The sequence below is a fragment of the Streptomyces sp. NBC_00400 genome (genome assembly GCF_036048035.1).
Lineage (GTDB): Bacteria > Actinomycetota > Actinomycetes > Streptomycetales > Streptomycetaceae > Streptomyces.
The window spans coordinates 4,568,794-4,582,522 of record NZ_CP107940.1 but is presented as its reverse complement, the minus strand read 5'-3'; the positions used below and the strand labels follow the sequence as shown (position 1 = coordinate 4,582,522).

Sequence of the window (13,729 nt, the reverse complement as noted above, 5' to 3'; positions counted from 1 at the left end):
TCGGCAAGGACGGTCGTGGCCGCACGCACACACGGCCGGCACTCGGGTAACGGTCTCAGGGGGAACTCAGCACCATGGCATCACGGCGGGACGAGCTCAACGGCTACACCTTCGCCAAGAAACGACTCGTGGCGGCCTTCCTGCAGCCCTCCCCGGACCGTACCGACGAGGGTGCCCCGCATCCGCTGCGTGCCGTGCTTCCCGGCCTGGTCATCGCCGCGCTCGTGCTCGCGGGCTTCGGCGCCTGGGGCATGTTCCGGCCGCAGGCCCCCAAGGGCTGGAACACGCCGGGCGCACACGTCCTCCTGGGCAGCCAGTCGGCCACCCTCTACGTCGTGCTCACCACGGACGGCAAGCCGCAGCTCCACCCCGTCCTCAACATGGCCTCCGCCCGGCTGCTGCTGAAGACCGAACAGTTCGACGTCCTCAAGGTCGATGAGCACGAACTCGACAGCGGGAAGATCCCGCACGGACCGACCCTGGGCATCCCGTACGCCCCCGACCGCATCCCCGAGGCCCCGGAAGCGCAGAAGAGCAAGCGCTGGGCGGTGTGCGAGCAGCCTGGCAGCAACGGCAAAGCCGTACAGAAGGCCACGTTCCTCTTCGCCGCCCGCGACGAGCACAAGGTGGAGGGACCGGGCCGGCTGCGCGGCGGCCAGGTGCTCTACCTCCAGGAAACCGGCGCGTCCGGCGCCCGCTATCTGATCGGCCCCCAGGGCACCAAGTACCGCATCGACGGCGGCAGTTCCGGCAAGGAATCCGAACTGCTGCTGCGTGCACTGGTGGGGAGCCGGCCGCCGCAGCAGGTCACCAAGGACTGGCTGGCCACGTTCCACGACGGCACGCCGATCGGCTTCCCCTCCCTTCCGCGGTCCGTCGGGCGGCGGGCCGGCATCAAGGGCCTGGACCCCCGAGACGACCGGGTCGGCATGGTGCTCCGCGCCACGACGGGCTCCGGAGCACAGCAGTACGTCGTGCTGCCCGGCGAGGTCCGGCCGGTGTCGGACTTCGTCGCACGGCTGCTGCTCTTCTCCCCGCAGACCGGCCGGCTCCAGCAGCACAACGAGCCGACGGAGGTGAACGCGCAGTCCTTCACCCCGAAGGGCGGGAACCTCTTCGCGGAGAAGAAGTGGCCGCAGCCGGCCGCCGCGCAGGCCAACACCGCTGCGGCACCGGGCCGACGGGACACGGTCTGCAGCGTGCTGCGCACCGTGTCCCCGTCCGGCGGCACCCAGCTCAGCACCTGGGCCGGGACGGACTATCCCCAGCCGGTCGTCAACGGCGGGACCAGCGCCTACGTGACGCCCGGAACCGGGCTGTTCTACCAGCAGATCCAGGCCGGAGACGGGACATCGGGAGGGCGCTTCCTGGTGACGGACACCGGCCTGCGGTACGGCGTACAGACGAACAACGACAGCAGCACCAAGCCCTCCGGCATCGGTGCGGACGCCAAGGACACCGGGCAGAGCCGGGGCGCGCCGCAGCAGGAGACGTACCGGGCGCAGATGCTGCTCGGTTACAAGGGACTCAAGCCCGTGCGTGTCCCGGCGAACTGGTCGCAGTTCCTGCCGATGGGCCCTCGGCTGGACGCCAACGCCGCACGGCAGCCCCAGGGCTCGTAGGGAAACGGAGTCACCACGGTGCGGAGGAAGACAACCGCGGCCTGGGGCACGGGCGCGCTGCTCGTGGCGCTGGCCGCCGCCCCTGCGACGGCGGCAGGACCGGAGGGCACCACTCCGGTCCCGGAAGGCAACGGCGCCTGCACCTTCCCCATGAAGCAGCAGATCAAGGAGCGGCCGTGGGCCCTGCAGCGGATCGTCTTCGACCGCCTGTGGCAGAGCACCAAGGGCCGTGACGAAGACGGCCGTCCGGTCCGGGTCGCGGTGATCGACACGGGCGTCGACCGCACCAACCCGCAGCTCACCGAAGCCGTCGAGGCCACGTCCGGCCGGGACTTCCTCGGCAAGGGCGACGACGCGGATCCCAAGGCGCCCAAGGACGGCACCTACGATCCGGTCGGCCACGGCACCAAGGTCGCGGGCATCATCGCGGCCCGCCCGCGCCCCGGCACCGGCTTCGTCGGCCTGGCCCCCGAGGCGACCGTCATCCCCCTCCGCCAGAACGACGAGAAGGGCACCGGAAACGTCGGCACGCTGACCGCGGCCATCCAAGCGGCCGTGGCCGCGAAGGCCGACATCATCAATATCTCCCAGGACACGACACAGCCCGTCCCTGCGGACTCCCGCCTCGCCCAGGCGGTCCGCGAGGCACGGCGCAAGAACATCGTCGTGGTGGCCTCCGCCGGCAACGACGGCTTCGACGGCCGCCTCAAGAAGACCTACCCGGCGTCGTACCCGGGCGTCCTGGCCGTCGCCTCCTCCGACCGCAACAACGAGCGCGCCGCCTTCTCCCAGAGCGGCGACTTCATCGGCGTCGCCGCTCCCGGGGTGGACATGGTCTCCACCGTCCCCAAGGGCGGCCAGTGCGTCGACAACGGCACCAGCTTCTCGGCTCCTTATGCCGCCGGTATCGCGGCCCTCCTGCGGGCCAAGCACCGCGACTGGAAGGAGTACCAGATCGTCGCCCAGATCGAGCAGACCGCCGAGCGCTCCGTCAACGGCCGCGACAGCTTCGTGGGCTGGGGCGTCGTCGATCCCGTACGCGCCCTGACCGAGGACGACCACCCCCTCGACCACGCGAGCGCGGACGACGGCCCGCCCCGGGCCGCTCCCCCGGACCCGGTCACCCCGGTGGACGGTGAGACTCCGCAGGACCGGAGGGAGCGATATGCGACATACGGAGTGGGGGCAGGGGGCGTTGCGGTCGCGGTCATCGTGGGAGTGGCGGTCGTCCGACGGGACATTCGCCGCCACGCGGCGGCTTCCGCGGCGCCCTCTGCGCCCGCCGCGGGACAAGTCAATGAGTAGCCGTACTCAGGTTTCACCGGAATAAGACCACATGACCGGGAAAACCGGCTGCCGCTGCCTTCGCCCCGGGCTCGCGGTGAAGGCACGCGCCATTGGCGAATTCTGAACGGTACCGGCCAAACACCACCGTTCGTTGTCAGAGGTGGTGACTACAGTGACTCCTGAAGTTTCTGACTTACGGGTCTGACTTACGGGGGAGTCACTATGGGGTCCGACGCGAACACAGGCGTGCAGGTGAACGGCGCGGGCACCGGCGCCGGAGGCGGGTCGTTCGAGGTCGATCCCGAGGAGCTGAAGAAGCTGAAACAGCGCGTGGACGACCTGCTGGACCAGCTCAAGGGATCAAATGCGGATCACCGCGCGATCGGCCATCGCAAGATCCCTCCGTCTTCCTTCGGCCAGGGATTCGTCGAGGCGCAGGGCATCGCGGACACCTACGAAAAAGTATTGTCCCAACTCGAAACTTTCTCCAAAGTGTTCGGCGACCAGATCGAGGCGCTGAGCCTCGGAACCGAGTTCATCGGCCGGGACTACGAAGCGGTGGATGCCGACGTCCGGAACCGCCTGGCCGCGATCCAACGTCGTACCCAAGGCCTCTACAAGGCACCACAGCCCCCGCACCAGCCCGCCGGCACCACCGGTCCGGAACTGGGCGACGGCCGGTCCGCGGGCTCCGACGGCATCTGAGGCAAGGGGGGAACGGACATGGCAGGCAACACCGTCGACTTAGGCATTCAGGGCTGCACCAACTTCGAGAAAGCGTCCCATCAGACGCTCTACGACATGGTGGCCGACGCCGATCACCTGCACATCATCGTGATGGGATCCGACCTGGTCGACGCAGGCAAAGAGATCGCCAGAATCACCCACGACCTCGAGGCATACGCCCGGCAGACCCAGGCCCACTGGAAAGGCGAGGGCGCCCAGGCTTTCGACGACTGGACCAGGGAAACCGCCAGGGAAAGCCGCAAACTGGGCCACTACGCCAAAAACACCGGCGAGGCAATGGTCGATGCCGCAACCGCACTGGGCCAGGCCAAACTGATGCCCAAGCCTCCCGAACTGCGGAATTTCGTGGAGACGGACCCCGGAAAGGCGAACGGGGTCACCGCCCTCACCAAAGACCCGGACAGGGAAGCTGCCATCGGCGAGATGAGCCGGCTGGCGTCCTACTACCGGACGGCCCAGGAGAAAATCGCGCAGCAGGAGGCGCCCAACTTCCGGCCGGCTTCTGGGTTTGTGCCGGAGCCGAAGGACGCGGGCCAGACCTTGGACCCGGTGACAGACGGAAGGCCGGAAGCAGTAGCGGGCTTCGGCAGCGCCACCCCCACAGCCGGCAATGGCAGCGGGGGCCACCACGCGGGGGCATCGCAGCCGACTGCCGATGCTGCACAGCATGAGCGACATGTGGGTACGTCCGTCGATTCCGCCACGCCCATCACCTCGCACCAAGCAGCGCCGCATCGCGAGGGCAGCACTCCGGCTCAGCCCCCCACTGGCACAGTTAGCCCCCTTCCTGGCCCTGTCCTGTCCGGTCCCCCATCGCGCCCCGGCACAGTGGCTGTCCCGGACAGGCCCGGAAGAGCCGCACGCGGGTCGGAGCCAACGGCCGACCGCCGAGCCGCAACGCCCGGTCCTTCCGGCCGTGCGACGGAAGAGGGCATCAACGGTGGAACCGCACGGCGTGGCCGCACCACCGTCGGACGACCGCACCTACCGACAGGGACCGTCGTGGGTGAAGAACACGGTGGGACCGCTCCCCGGCCGGTCGGCCCTGGACGGACGGGTAAGGCGATGGCTCAGGAAGGCGCGGTCCACTCTGGCCGGCGCCTTGTCCCTCCGTACGGAGAGCCCGTGGACAGGCCTCGCGGACCGGTGATGGGCGAGGAACGCGGTTCTCTGCCCCGTGGGCTCGCAGGGGGCAGTCATTCAGGAAATACGGGTGGCAGCACGGGGCAACGCGTACCGAATGTTCCGGGCCGCCGCATGGCCTACGAGCCCGGTGGCATCGTGGGCACCGGGCCAGGTGGAGTGGTGGCAGGTGAGGAACACCGCTCCGGGGGTTACGGCTCCACCAACGGCAGGAACAGCTCCGGGGGTGTTGCCCAAGAACCGACCGCAGGACGCAGTTCGACGTCCGAGCCGGGCCGGGCAAGCGGACGAGCACCATCGACATCGACCGGCAGGGCGAGCGACTTCACGGCAGGCGGAGCTGGCCTGGCGCGGGGCACCGCCCAGTCCAGCGGCCTGCTGCCCGCGTCAGGATCCCCGTCTTCGCGGCGCAGGAAGAGTGCTGCGAGCCAAAGGCCGGACTACCTCCAGGAAGACGGCGGATCCTGGACTGCACAACACCCTTCAGTTGTGCCCCCAGTGATCGAATAGCCCTGACAGTGGTCGAGCAACAGAGTAGGAGGTACCGCACCGTGACTCGTGCGGGAATTCGCGTGCGACGGAAAACCCGACTGTCCTTAGCACTTGCCCTCTGCCTCAGCTCACTGTTCCTCGGGTTATTCGCACCGAATGCCTCTGCGGCGGACAAGAGAGCGCGCCAGTGGTATCTGGATGCGATGCAAGCCGAGCGCATGTGGCAGACGAGCACGGGAGAAGGCGTCACCGTTGCAGTGATCGACAGCGGCGTGGACAGCTCCGTACCCGAACTGCGCGGGCAGCTGATGCCGGGGAAGGACTTCTCAGCACCCCAGCTTGGCGCCAACCATGACAGCCAAGGCCATGGCACGAGTATGGCAATGGTCATCGCCGGCAGACGGAGCGGGGACGGCACCTGGGGCTTGGCCCCGGAATCGAAGATTCTTCCGCTGCGAAGCGTCGGGGCCAACGGCAGTGCGGGCATGGCGAAGTCCATTCGCTATGCGGCGGATCACGGCGCGAAGGTCATCAACATCTCACTGGGCGGGCCGGCCAGCGAAGCGGCCAGGGCCGACCTACAGCCGGCGATTGACCACGCCGGCGAAAAAGGGGCCCTGATCTTCGCAGCGACCGGAAACCACGGCGCCGAAGATAACATCGGCGACTATCCCTCAAGCCTCCCCGGCGTAGTGGGCGTCGGAGCCGTGACCAGGTCATTGAAAGCTGCCAAGTTCTCGGTGTACGGCCCACAGGTGGCACTGGCTGCCCCCGGAGTCGACGTTCCCACGCGCTGCACGAAAAGGCTGCTGGACTGCACAACGTGGGGCACCAGCGACGCCACCGCCATCGCCTCGGCCTCCGCCGCCCTGATCTGGTCCGCCCACCCCACCTGGACGAACAACCAGGTCCTGCGGGTCATGATGGAGACCGCCGGCAAGCCGGAGGACGGCAAGGTCCCGAGCGAATACCTCGGCTACGGCATCGTCCGCCCCCGGAAGGTGCTGCTGGACAAGGAAGGCGATCCCGGCCCCGCCGACATCAACCCGCTGCTCGCCGCCCGCGGAACCACCACACCGCCCAAGACCCCGCAGTCAAGGTCAGACAACTCAGCAGCCGACGCCGCCCAGAAGCCAGCCGGCACGCCGGACAGCTCACTGCCCTGGCCCGTCACCGCCGGACTGACCGCAGCAGTCGCGGCCCTGGCAGCCGGCGGACTGATCATCGTCCGACGCCGGCGGGCGCAATGACGGACCTCATGACGAACGTAACGGCCGCCGAACACCACAGAACAACCAGAGCTACAGAGCAACCAGACTTCCGACTGCCCACGCCACGAGCAGCCGGCGCAGAAACCCGTACCTCTCGAGATACGGCCAACAACCCGAGCTGAAAACCAAGACCTCTCACTCAGCTCTTCTGTAACCCACTCATGGGGGAAGGTGGATCATGGCAGGGAATACCGCACTTACCTATGCGGAGATCGAAAAGCTCAAGAACGAGATCCAGAGCGGCAGTCAGGCGATGTCGTCCCAGCTGCGGACGCTGGTCAACGCCATCTCCGCCGTCGAGTCGGCGTGGACCGGCCAGGGCGCCAGCGCCTTCAAGCAGGCCCAGAACGCCCTCAACGAGGACCACGCCGCCCTGCGCCGCATGCTCGACGGCATCAACGACGCGATCGCCCAGACCGGCACCACCAGCCAGTCCAACGACTCCGAGGTGCTTTCCAGCTTCCGCGGCATCGACGTCAACGGCGGCGCCCCCGGCGGCCAGCTCAACACCGGCTCCACCAGCGGCATCAGCAACTACTGAACACCCGCGCCTGCACCTGTGCTTACGCCTGAGGAGCAGGCCTCCAGGTAAAGCGACATCCACCGATCAGCCACCAGCAGTGGGGGAGAAATGGCCGGCGACGAGAACCTCAGGGTGACCTACGGCGCGGTAGAGCAGACCGCCGCCGACATCGAGCGTTCCGCCAAGGAACTGCAAGCCGAACTCGACAGGATCTGGGGCGCGGTCAAGCGCGTCTCCAACTCCTGGGAAGGCGAGGCCCACCAGGCCTTCCAGGCCGCGGAACGGCAGTGGAACAGCCGCGCGAGCCACATCCAGAGCACCCTGCACGAGGTCGCAACCAAGATCCGCTCCGGCAGCGCCGACTACCGGGCCACCGATCGTCGGGCTGCTGGGTTCTTCCAGTAGCAACAGACTACCGATGTGGCTTGGGGTGGGTGTGCAGCGGATGTATACCCACCCCAACTGCAATTCGAGAACAAAACCCGGAAGCGCGGCCTCAGACGGATTTAGCCGCGCGCGGCTCCAATGCAGCGCTCGGGCACCGATGAGGTGCCACCGCTGCACGTCCGCCTCGGTGGTTGGCCCGTTTGCGACGAGTGAGCTGCGGATCACAGCCGGGCAATCAGTACTCGTCCACAGCCTTACCCTTCGGCACCTGGAAGCATGCCGAAGTAAGGTCTGCAGAAATCAGCGCCTTGAGCGAAGCGGGGTTGGCTCGCTTGGTTCGGTCGAGGAGTCGGATGCTGATGGAGAACTTCTTTTTCGTGGAGTCAGCCACGAGCTCAAGACTCTTGCTCGGACTTGCGTCAGGACCGTAACTGACAATCTTCCACCCCTTCCCCGGGAGGTTCTTTCTGAGGCGTTCCATAGCCTTCTTCATGTCCTCGACCGAAACGCCAGTAACAGACCAGGGATGATGGACCGTATAGAACTTGTCTGAACCCTTGTCTCCGCAGGGTGAAACTCCCGGACCAGGTTTGCTCACCTCACCTTTCAGATCGATCACATCGAGAACGACACTTGAGATCTCCCGAGCCTCCCGCCTCACTTCAGAGATATTGCGAATATCTGGCGCAGATCCAGGGTCAGCTCCGGAGTCTTTCACGCTTGAACATCCTGTCAATATAACCCAGGCCCCCACGGGCAGTACGACGAAGAGGCTCTTGGCACGCTTCAGTCGAAGCGAGATGGCGCTAACGGGCACGCTTCACCTCTTCGTACTGTCCAAGGATAACGGCTGCCTGATTCTGAAGACTCTCCGTAGGACGCCTCCCATACTTCCAATAGTCGCTGTGCCCCGTAGTGTCGGTGCTCATCTGGTTGGCCCCGAAGAGATCGTCGCTAGGGATAATAAAAGCGCCACCTCCAACCCTCCATTGACTTCCACCATGACCCCATTTACCAATATCTGGAACAGGGTCACCATCCGCTTCTTCATTCCACACATGCCCTTGAGGAACGTCCAGGTCCAGCGCTTTTCCCACTTGGACACCGGGACTCCCACCGAAAACTACGTCATCGGCATTCAATTCCCCTTGACGGGCCGCGGATCCGATCAGGGTGGTGCCATAGGAGTGGCCAATCGCAGTAAGGTGCCCGCCGGTCCCCGATTCATGTGATGCCTTGAGGCCGTCAATGAATCCGTTGAATGCGGGCGCACCATCATCCGCGTAATGACTCTGCGTGGCGTAGCCCAGCTTCTGTGGCGCATCGTAGCCGAGCCAGGTAACGGTTGAAACGCTCTGGCCGCCGGCCATTGGTTCAGCTGTCCTCCACAGATTCGTCATGCGCCGGATATCCCCGTCGACTCCACTGAGATTCGAAGACGTACCCGGCACATAGACCGCGGTGTGATCAGCCGTGTCGGGGTTACCGTTGGCGATGATCGCGCGCCCGTTGCCCGCCGGACTGAAGCCCAGGAGGTAGGCTTCGGGAAGGTCATCCGCTCCTGTGGCGTCAAGGCGCTTCTGAATTGCATCCATTCCCTTGTCGGCCGCATCGAGCTCTTCAAAGCGATACTTTCTATTCCACTCCTGCCACTCATCGCTGCACACCTGGCTGGCGTAAGGGCCGTCAGTGGACACCCACTTGGGCCAGGGCTCCGGCGGGATTACCCCGAGACGGATCTTATACTCCGCCCGTTTCTCAGAAAAAATGGCGCGGTTCGCTTCATCACGAACTTCTGATGGTATTCCGTCCAGCGCACCGATGCTCGCTGGAAACAGCGAAGCGTAGTCGGACTTCTCGTCCGCGGAGAGTCCCTTCCACCACCTTGCATTCTCTACTGGGGATTTCCCCTTTGGAATGTCATCACGCTGCAGATACGTCCCCGCAGTTTTCCGAAGAGCGCTCATATCGCCCTGCGCATCGGCCCAGTCCGCACTGGTGACGTTGAGGTCGTTATCGGCCTTGAGGCGGTCGAGTGTCCGCGAGTAGCGGGAGTCGGCCTCGGTGGCTTCCTCCAGGGCAGCGGCGATTCGATCCGCACAGGCCTGGGCCTTTTCTCGTTGCGGATCCGAGTTGAGGAGCACCTTCGGGCGGTCCGCCGAGGTGATCTGCTCGGGGCTGAACGGCATCTTCACTTGCTGAGACACCCAGTGGACCGTGCCATCCGGCTTGACCGTGAACTTTTCCGTCTCGGCATCGGCTATTGCGTCATTCAACTTTCGTTGTGCCGCGCGTAATTCCGAAGCCAGGCCGTTCAATGCGGTACGGATCAGGCCGGTCTCCACCTGGGTGTAGTGGAAGTTGCGGCTCAGCCGCCGCAGCCGGTCCAGCGCAGCGGTAGGGGCCTTGCCTGTCAGATCGCGCTGCAGCCGACCGACGATCTCGTTGTCCACCCGATGCTTGGCATCGCCGGCGGCGCTGCTGACCTTGTGCCACCCGTCCGCAGCCTCCTCTAACTCCGAAGGCTTGATCTTCCGCAGCTGCGAGATGTTCACCATCAGGACTCCCCCCGGCCGTGCGAGCCGGCGCCCGGCGTCTTCACCGGCACGGTCTTCTGTTCATGGAACGCTTCGCCGATCGCTGCATCGGTCTTGTAGAAGGCGTCGCCGGTTTTCTGCAGCTTGTCCTTCAACTCGTCGCACTCACAGCTCACCAGATCAAGCCGCCGCTGCCATGACTGATAGGCGCTGAGATGCGACGCAACACTCCGCAGGCCCTCGGTTTCGCTGCCGCCGCTCTCCCAGACATCGTGCCTGCTCTCCAGCGCATGCAGAGCGCTCTTCAGGTTCTCCCGGACGGACCCGACGGCTTGCGCGCCTCCGCTCCAGGCCTGGCGGGACGAACGAAGATCCCCTGTATCGCCGTCCGAGTTCCAGCCTTCTCCCCCTGCGCCGGCCAGGCTCATACGGGCAGAACTCTCCCGTTTGAGTTCCGCCCACTCCGCTTCGAATGTCACTCCGCCCCCTGACAGTCCATGCGTGCGTCGGCCTCACGCGCGGCTGCGAAGTTAGCAGGGGAGGTGAGGACAGTGCGTGAGTACCTGTACTCAAATGCCCCGCCGCCGGTTAGGGCCAGCGCGTCGGCAACATCACCACCTTTCGGCCTTCCACGTCGTCGACATGAGACCGCGTCTTTCCACCAGGGACCCGAGCCACAAGAGCGGATGACGCGCGATCCGCATCGTCACGGCGGGCAAACGGAGAGGCATGGCAGCGCTGCGCGTCGCGGGAGTGACGGCCATCCGGCTCGGCATCGTGGCTCATAAGTAGCCGTACTCAGGCCCCGCATGGTCCATCGCCGTAGGATTTCCAGCCGTATACCAGCGAGGATGACGGGGGACGCTGTGTCTTGGGACGAAGAATGGGCCGCGCTCAAGCGGGAGGCCGGCGAAGGGCGCGGATTACGGCTCGCGAGCGCCGGCGGAGGCGGTTCGGATGGCGGCTCCGGCGACTTGAAGTCCAAGCGATCCGTGTGGACCACGGCGGGGCGCGAGGTCCAGTCGTTACGCGGAGACATCAAAAAGGCCCTGGGGAAGCTGGAACAGAAGCAGCATGGTCTGGGCACCGCCGGCAGTGGCGTGCAGAGCGCTGCGGCACAGCAGGATGTCTACCGCTCCTGGAAGCGGTACCTGGAGGCCCTGAGCGGCCGGTGCGGCGCCGTCCAGGCTCGGATGGAGAAGGCGGGCGGCGAGCTGTACGGGAACGACGCAGCCGTCAAGGGCTCGTTCAGCAAGCTCTCCCAGCAGTACGCGGACACCCCCGCCGTCGGTGGCCGGCAGCAGGGGAAGTGACCCGAGCCATGGACTACTCGACGCTCAAGAACCTCAAGACATCCGAGTTCGAGGACGCCGCGGACGGATATCGCGCCGCCAGCCATATGGCGAGTTCAGCCAAGGACGCGCTTGAGCAGCGCATCAACGTCAAGTTACGGGAGTCGCTCTCCGGCGAGGCAGCGGAGGCCGCTCTCACGCAACTCCGCTCGCTGGCACAGGACTTCCACTACACCCAGGTGGAGTGCGGCGTCATCAGCACCGCGCTCAACGCCCTTGCCGCCGACCTGCAGACCGCCAAGAAGAAGCTCGATGCGGCGGTGGCGGATGCGGAGGGCGAGAAATTCACTGTGGGAAACGACGGCTCGGTCACCTACCCGGCAGCGGGTGACGAGTACCGGGGCAAGACCCCGCCGGGTGGCACGGCGAACGGCGTCACGGACGAGACAGCCAAGGCGCTCAACCGGCAGGCGGCCAACTTCGACCCCAACCCCCACTTCGCGCGGGCACAGGCCTACGCCGACCGCATCACCACAGCCCTCGAAGAGGCCACAACGGCCGACGAGAAGTGGGCTCCCAAACTGCGGAGTCTCAAGGCTGACGACGATCTGACGGTTTCCGCCGCGGACTGGGTCGATGCCAAGAAGGACACGGGTGGTGTAAGCGACGGCGCCGAGCGCTATCTGGACAGCATCAAGGCCCCGCCCCAGCACGGTTCCCCAGTGGACAACGCGGAGTGGTGGAAACACCTGTCCACGGAGGACCGGGACGCCTACATCTCCCTGCACCCCGCGAGCATCGGGGCGATGAACGGCCTGCCCGCCGATGCCCGCGACGAGGCCAACCGCACGGTCCTCGCGGAAACCCGTGGCCAGTACGAACTGCGACTGGAAGCGATTCCCAAGGAGCCGTCACCCAAATTTGTGGCCGGCCCCCGAGGTGCACGAGTGCACAGCCCGGAATGGCTTGACTGGAACAGTCAATACGGCAAGGAACATGAGCTCCTGAAGGGAAAACTGAACGGCATGCGCGCCATTCAGGACCGATTCGACCGGACCGGCTGGCGCGGACTACCCGAGGGCTATCTCTTGGGGTTCGATCCTGACGGCGAAGGAAATGGCCGAGTCATTATCGCCAACGGGAACCCCGACACGGCAGACCATACAGCCATCTACGTTCCCGGGACCAAGACGAGCCTCGAAACCATTGGCGACGGGGCTGATCATGCAGATCTCGGGCGGAGCGAAAGGCTCTGGACGCAGAGTAACCGCCTCCTTCCCGGAAAAGAGATTTCCACCATCACCTGGTTCGATTATGATGCCCCGGATGGCATCTCTGAGGCCACCAGTGACGAGTACGCACTAAAGGGCAGCCCAAAGTTGCAGCAGTTCCTCGAAGGCAATAGAACCGCTCACGAGCAAATGACCGGGGATTCCGGCCACACTACCGTGATAGGCCACAGTTACGGCAGCACGCTGATCGGCGATACAGCCAAGATCGCCAACTGGAAAGAGTCCGGGGTCCCAGCGGATGACATCTTGGTCGCGGGTAGCCCCGGCATGCAGGTGGACCGCGCCGCAGACTTGGGCATCGACCCAAGGCACATGTGGGCAATGGGCGGGGGAACCGACGACCTCGTGGTCCGCTACGGCGGCAAGTTTGCGGGCCTCGGAGGCAATGGCGTCATTCCCACGGATCAAGCGTTCGGCGGAAATATATTGAAAAGCGACGCCGGGAACCATGGCGCTTTCTGGGACGAAGAGTCGGCTAGTTTGAAGAATCAGGCAGCCATCATCACCGGAAGGCATGATGTTGCAACCCTTGATTAGGAGACTGTCGCTGGCAGCGTGCGTAATAGTGCCATTCATGCTCACGACAGGATGCTCTCTGATGGAGAAAAACCCACCGCCCCAAAACCTCGAAAAGGTAGAGGAGGAAACCAGCAAGACGTCCAGCAAGATCCTGAAGATCATCGATCTTAACGGCAAAGTAACCAAGCCTGGCCCGCTACCCGCACCATGTTCTGGATATTCCAAAAAGGCGTACAGGATCAGTCACCCGTGGAGCGTGTACGGCGTCCCCGTACCTCAAATGAAGGAGGCCATGGACCGACTGAAGAGGGACCTTCCCAAGAATGGCTGGAAGGTCACCAAGGACGGCCCGGACGCCAGTCCGTCAAAGAGTCGGGAGATCATCGCGAACTCTGAAGGGAATAAATTCTCCGTCACCATTCGGTTGCTGGATGAACCGGCAGGAAGTACAAACCCTTCTCTGATTGAGGTTACGGTCGAATCCGCGTGCTTCACGACCAAAACTCCTGAGTAGCAGACCGAAACCGCCGTTGAGGTAAGGCCAAGACGGCGAGACAAGCACTCCTTCACCGAAGGGCAGTGCCGGTGGGCTACCGATCACCCCAACCGATGGTGAG

At 65.1% G+C, this 13,729-nt stretch carries 13 protein-coding genes; 9 read left to right on the top strand and 4 right to left on the bottom strand.

The features are described 5' to 3' along the window. Positions 1-74 precede the first annotated feature (74 nt). The 3 genes from eccB to OHS81_RS19990 all read left to right on the top strand — a co-directional run bounded on the left by eccB (position 75) and on the right by OHS81_RS19990 (position 3,614). Positions 75-1,622: a type VII secretion protein EccB gene (eccB, locus tag OHS81_RS20000; RefSeq protein ID WP_328386087.1), complete on the top strand. Its 1,548-nt coding sequence runs from the start codon at positions 75-77 to the stop codon at positions 1,620-1,622. A gap of 18 nt (positions 1,623-1,640) precedes the next feature. Further along, positions 1,641-2,927 (top strand): type VII secretion-associated serine protease mycosin, encoded by a 1,287-nt coding sequence (gene mycP, locus OHS81_RS19995; RefSeq protein ID WP_443058732.1) that lies wholly within the window; start codon positions 1,641-1,643, stop codon positions 2,925-2,927. Positions 2,928-3,131: 204 nt separating this feature from the next. Further along, positions 3,132-3,614, top strand: coding sequence for a hypothetical protein (locus OHS81_RS19990; protein ID WP_328386086.1), 483 nt, complete (start codon positions 3,132-3,134; stop codon positions 3,612-3,614). 39 nt (positions 3,615-3,653) lie between these two features. Here OHS81_RS19990 and OHS81_RS19985 read toward each other — a convergent pair whose 3' ends face one another. Beyond that, complete coding sequence (locus OHS81_RS19985) at positions 3,654-4,334, bottom strand: hypothetical protein (protein WP_328386085.1); 681 nt, start codon at positions 4,332-4,334, stop codon at positions 3,654-3,656. Positions 4,335-5,350: 1,016 nt separating this feature from the next. Here OHS81_RS19985 and OHS81_RS19980 point away from each other — a divergent pair. The 3 genes from OHS81_RS19980 to OHS81_RS19970 all read left to right on the top strand — a co-directional run bounded on the left by OHS81_RS19980 (position 5,351) and on the right by OHS81_RS19970 (position 7,490). Continuing rightward, entirely contained in the window at positions 5,351-6,541 is a 1,191-nt protein-coding gene (locus OHS81_RS19980) for a S8 family serine peptidase (RefSeq protein ID WP_328386084.1), read from the top strand. A 199-nt stretch (positions 6,542-6,740) separates the two neighbouring features. After that, positions 6,741-7,103 (top strand): WXG100 family type VII secretion target, encoded by a 363-nt coding sequence (locus OHS81_RS19975; protein ID WP_328386083.1) that lies wholly within the window; start codon positions 6,741-6,743, stop codon positions 7,101-7,103. A gap of 90 nt (positions 7,104-7,193) precedes the next feature. Continuing rightward, entirely contained in the window at positions 7,194-7,490 is a 297-nt protein-coding gene (locus OHS81_RS19970; RefSeq protein ID WP_328386082.1) for a WXG100 family type VII secretion target, read from the top strand. A 217-nt stretch (positions 7,491-7,707) separates the two neighbouring features. Here the strand turns inward: OHS81_RS19970 and OHS81_RS19965 are convergent, their stop codons facing one another. From OHS81_RS19965 to OHS81_RS19955, 3 genes are all read right to left on the bottom strand, one after another. After that, positions 7,708-8,190, bottom strand: a complete 483-nt coding sequence (locus OHS81_RS19965) for a hypothetical protein (protein ID WP_328386081.1) — start codon at positions 8,188-8,190, stop codon at positions 7,708-7,710. An 88-nt stretch (positions 8,191-8,278) separates the two neighbouring features. After that, positions 8,279-10,030 (bottom strand): alpha/beta hydrolase, encoded by a 1,752-nt coding sequence (locus tag OHS81_RS19960; protein WP_328386080.1) that lies wholly within the window; start codon positions 10,028-10,030, stop codon positions 8,279-8,281. Then, positions 10,030-10,488, bottom strand: coding sequence for a hypothetical protein (locus tag OHS81_RS19955; protein ID WP_328386079.1), 459 nt, complete (start codon positions 10,486-10,488; stop codon positions 10,030-10,032). The genes OHS81_RS19960 and OHS81_RS19955 overlap by 1 nt, the downstream gene beginning before the upstream one ends. A gap of 495 nt (positions 10,489-10,983) precedes the next feature. On the opposite strand from OHS81_RS19955, the gene OHS81_RS19950 reads away from it, so the two are divergent. The 3 genes from OHS81_RS19950 to OHS81_RS19940 are packed head-to-tail and all read left to right on the top strand — an operon-like array spanning position 10,984 to position 13,626. Next, a complete protein-coding gene (locus tag OHS81_RS19950; protein WP_328386078.1) occupies positions 10,984-11,322 on the top strand; it encodes a hypothetical protein in 339 nt (112 codons plus the stop codon). Positions 11,323-11,330: 8 nt separating this feature from the next. Beyond that, positions 11,331-13,130, top strand: coding sequence for an alpha/beta hydrolase (locus tag OHS81_RS19945; protein WP_328386077.1), 1,800 nt, complete (start codon positions 11,331-11,333; stop codon positions 13,128-13,130). A 37-nt stretch (positions 13,131-13,167) separates the two neighbouring features. Then, on the top strand, positions 13,168-13,626 hold the full coding sequence (locus OHS81_RS19940; protein ID WP_328386076.1) for a hypothetical protein: 459 nt from the start codon (positions 13,168-13,170) through the stop codon (positions 13,624-13,626). Positions 13,627-13,729 lie beyond the last annotated feature (103 nt).

Excerpts from the sequence above, each read along its gene's own strand:
- OHS81_RS19960 (WP_328386080.1), bottom strand. The coding sequence starts at position 10,030 with ATGGTGAACATCTCGCAGCTGCGGAAGATCAAGCCTTCGGAGTTAGAG.
- OHS81_RS19940 (WP_328386076.1), top strand. The coding sequence starts at position 13,168 with ATGCTCACGACAGGATGCTCTCTGATGGAGAAAAACCCACCGCCCCAA.
- eccB (WP_328386087.1), top strand. The coding sequence starts at position 75 with ATGGCATCACGGCGGGACGAGCTCAACGGCTACACCTTCGCCAAGAAA.
- OHS81_RS19985 (WP_328386085.1), bottom strand. The coding sequence starts at position 4,334 with ATGTCGCTCATGCTGTGCAGCATCGGCAGTCGGCTGCGATGCCCCCGC.
- OHS81_RS19990 (WP_328386086.1), top strand. The coding sequence starts at position 3,132 with ATGGGGTCCGACGCGAACACAGGCGTGCAGGTGAACGGCGCGGGCACC.
- OHS81_RS19970 (WP_328386082.1), top strand. The coding sequence starts at position 7,194 with ATGGCCGGCGACGAGAACCTCAGGGTGACCTACGGCGCGGTAGAGCAG.
- OHS81_RS19975 (WP_328386083.1), top strand. The coding sequence starts at position 6,741 with ATGGCAGGGAATACCGCACTTACCTATGCGGAGATCGAAAAGCTCAAG.
- OHS81_RS19945 (WP_328386077.1), top strand. The coding sequence starts at position 11,331 with ATGGACTACTCGACGCTCAAGAACCTCAAGACATCCGAGTTCGAGGAC.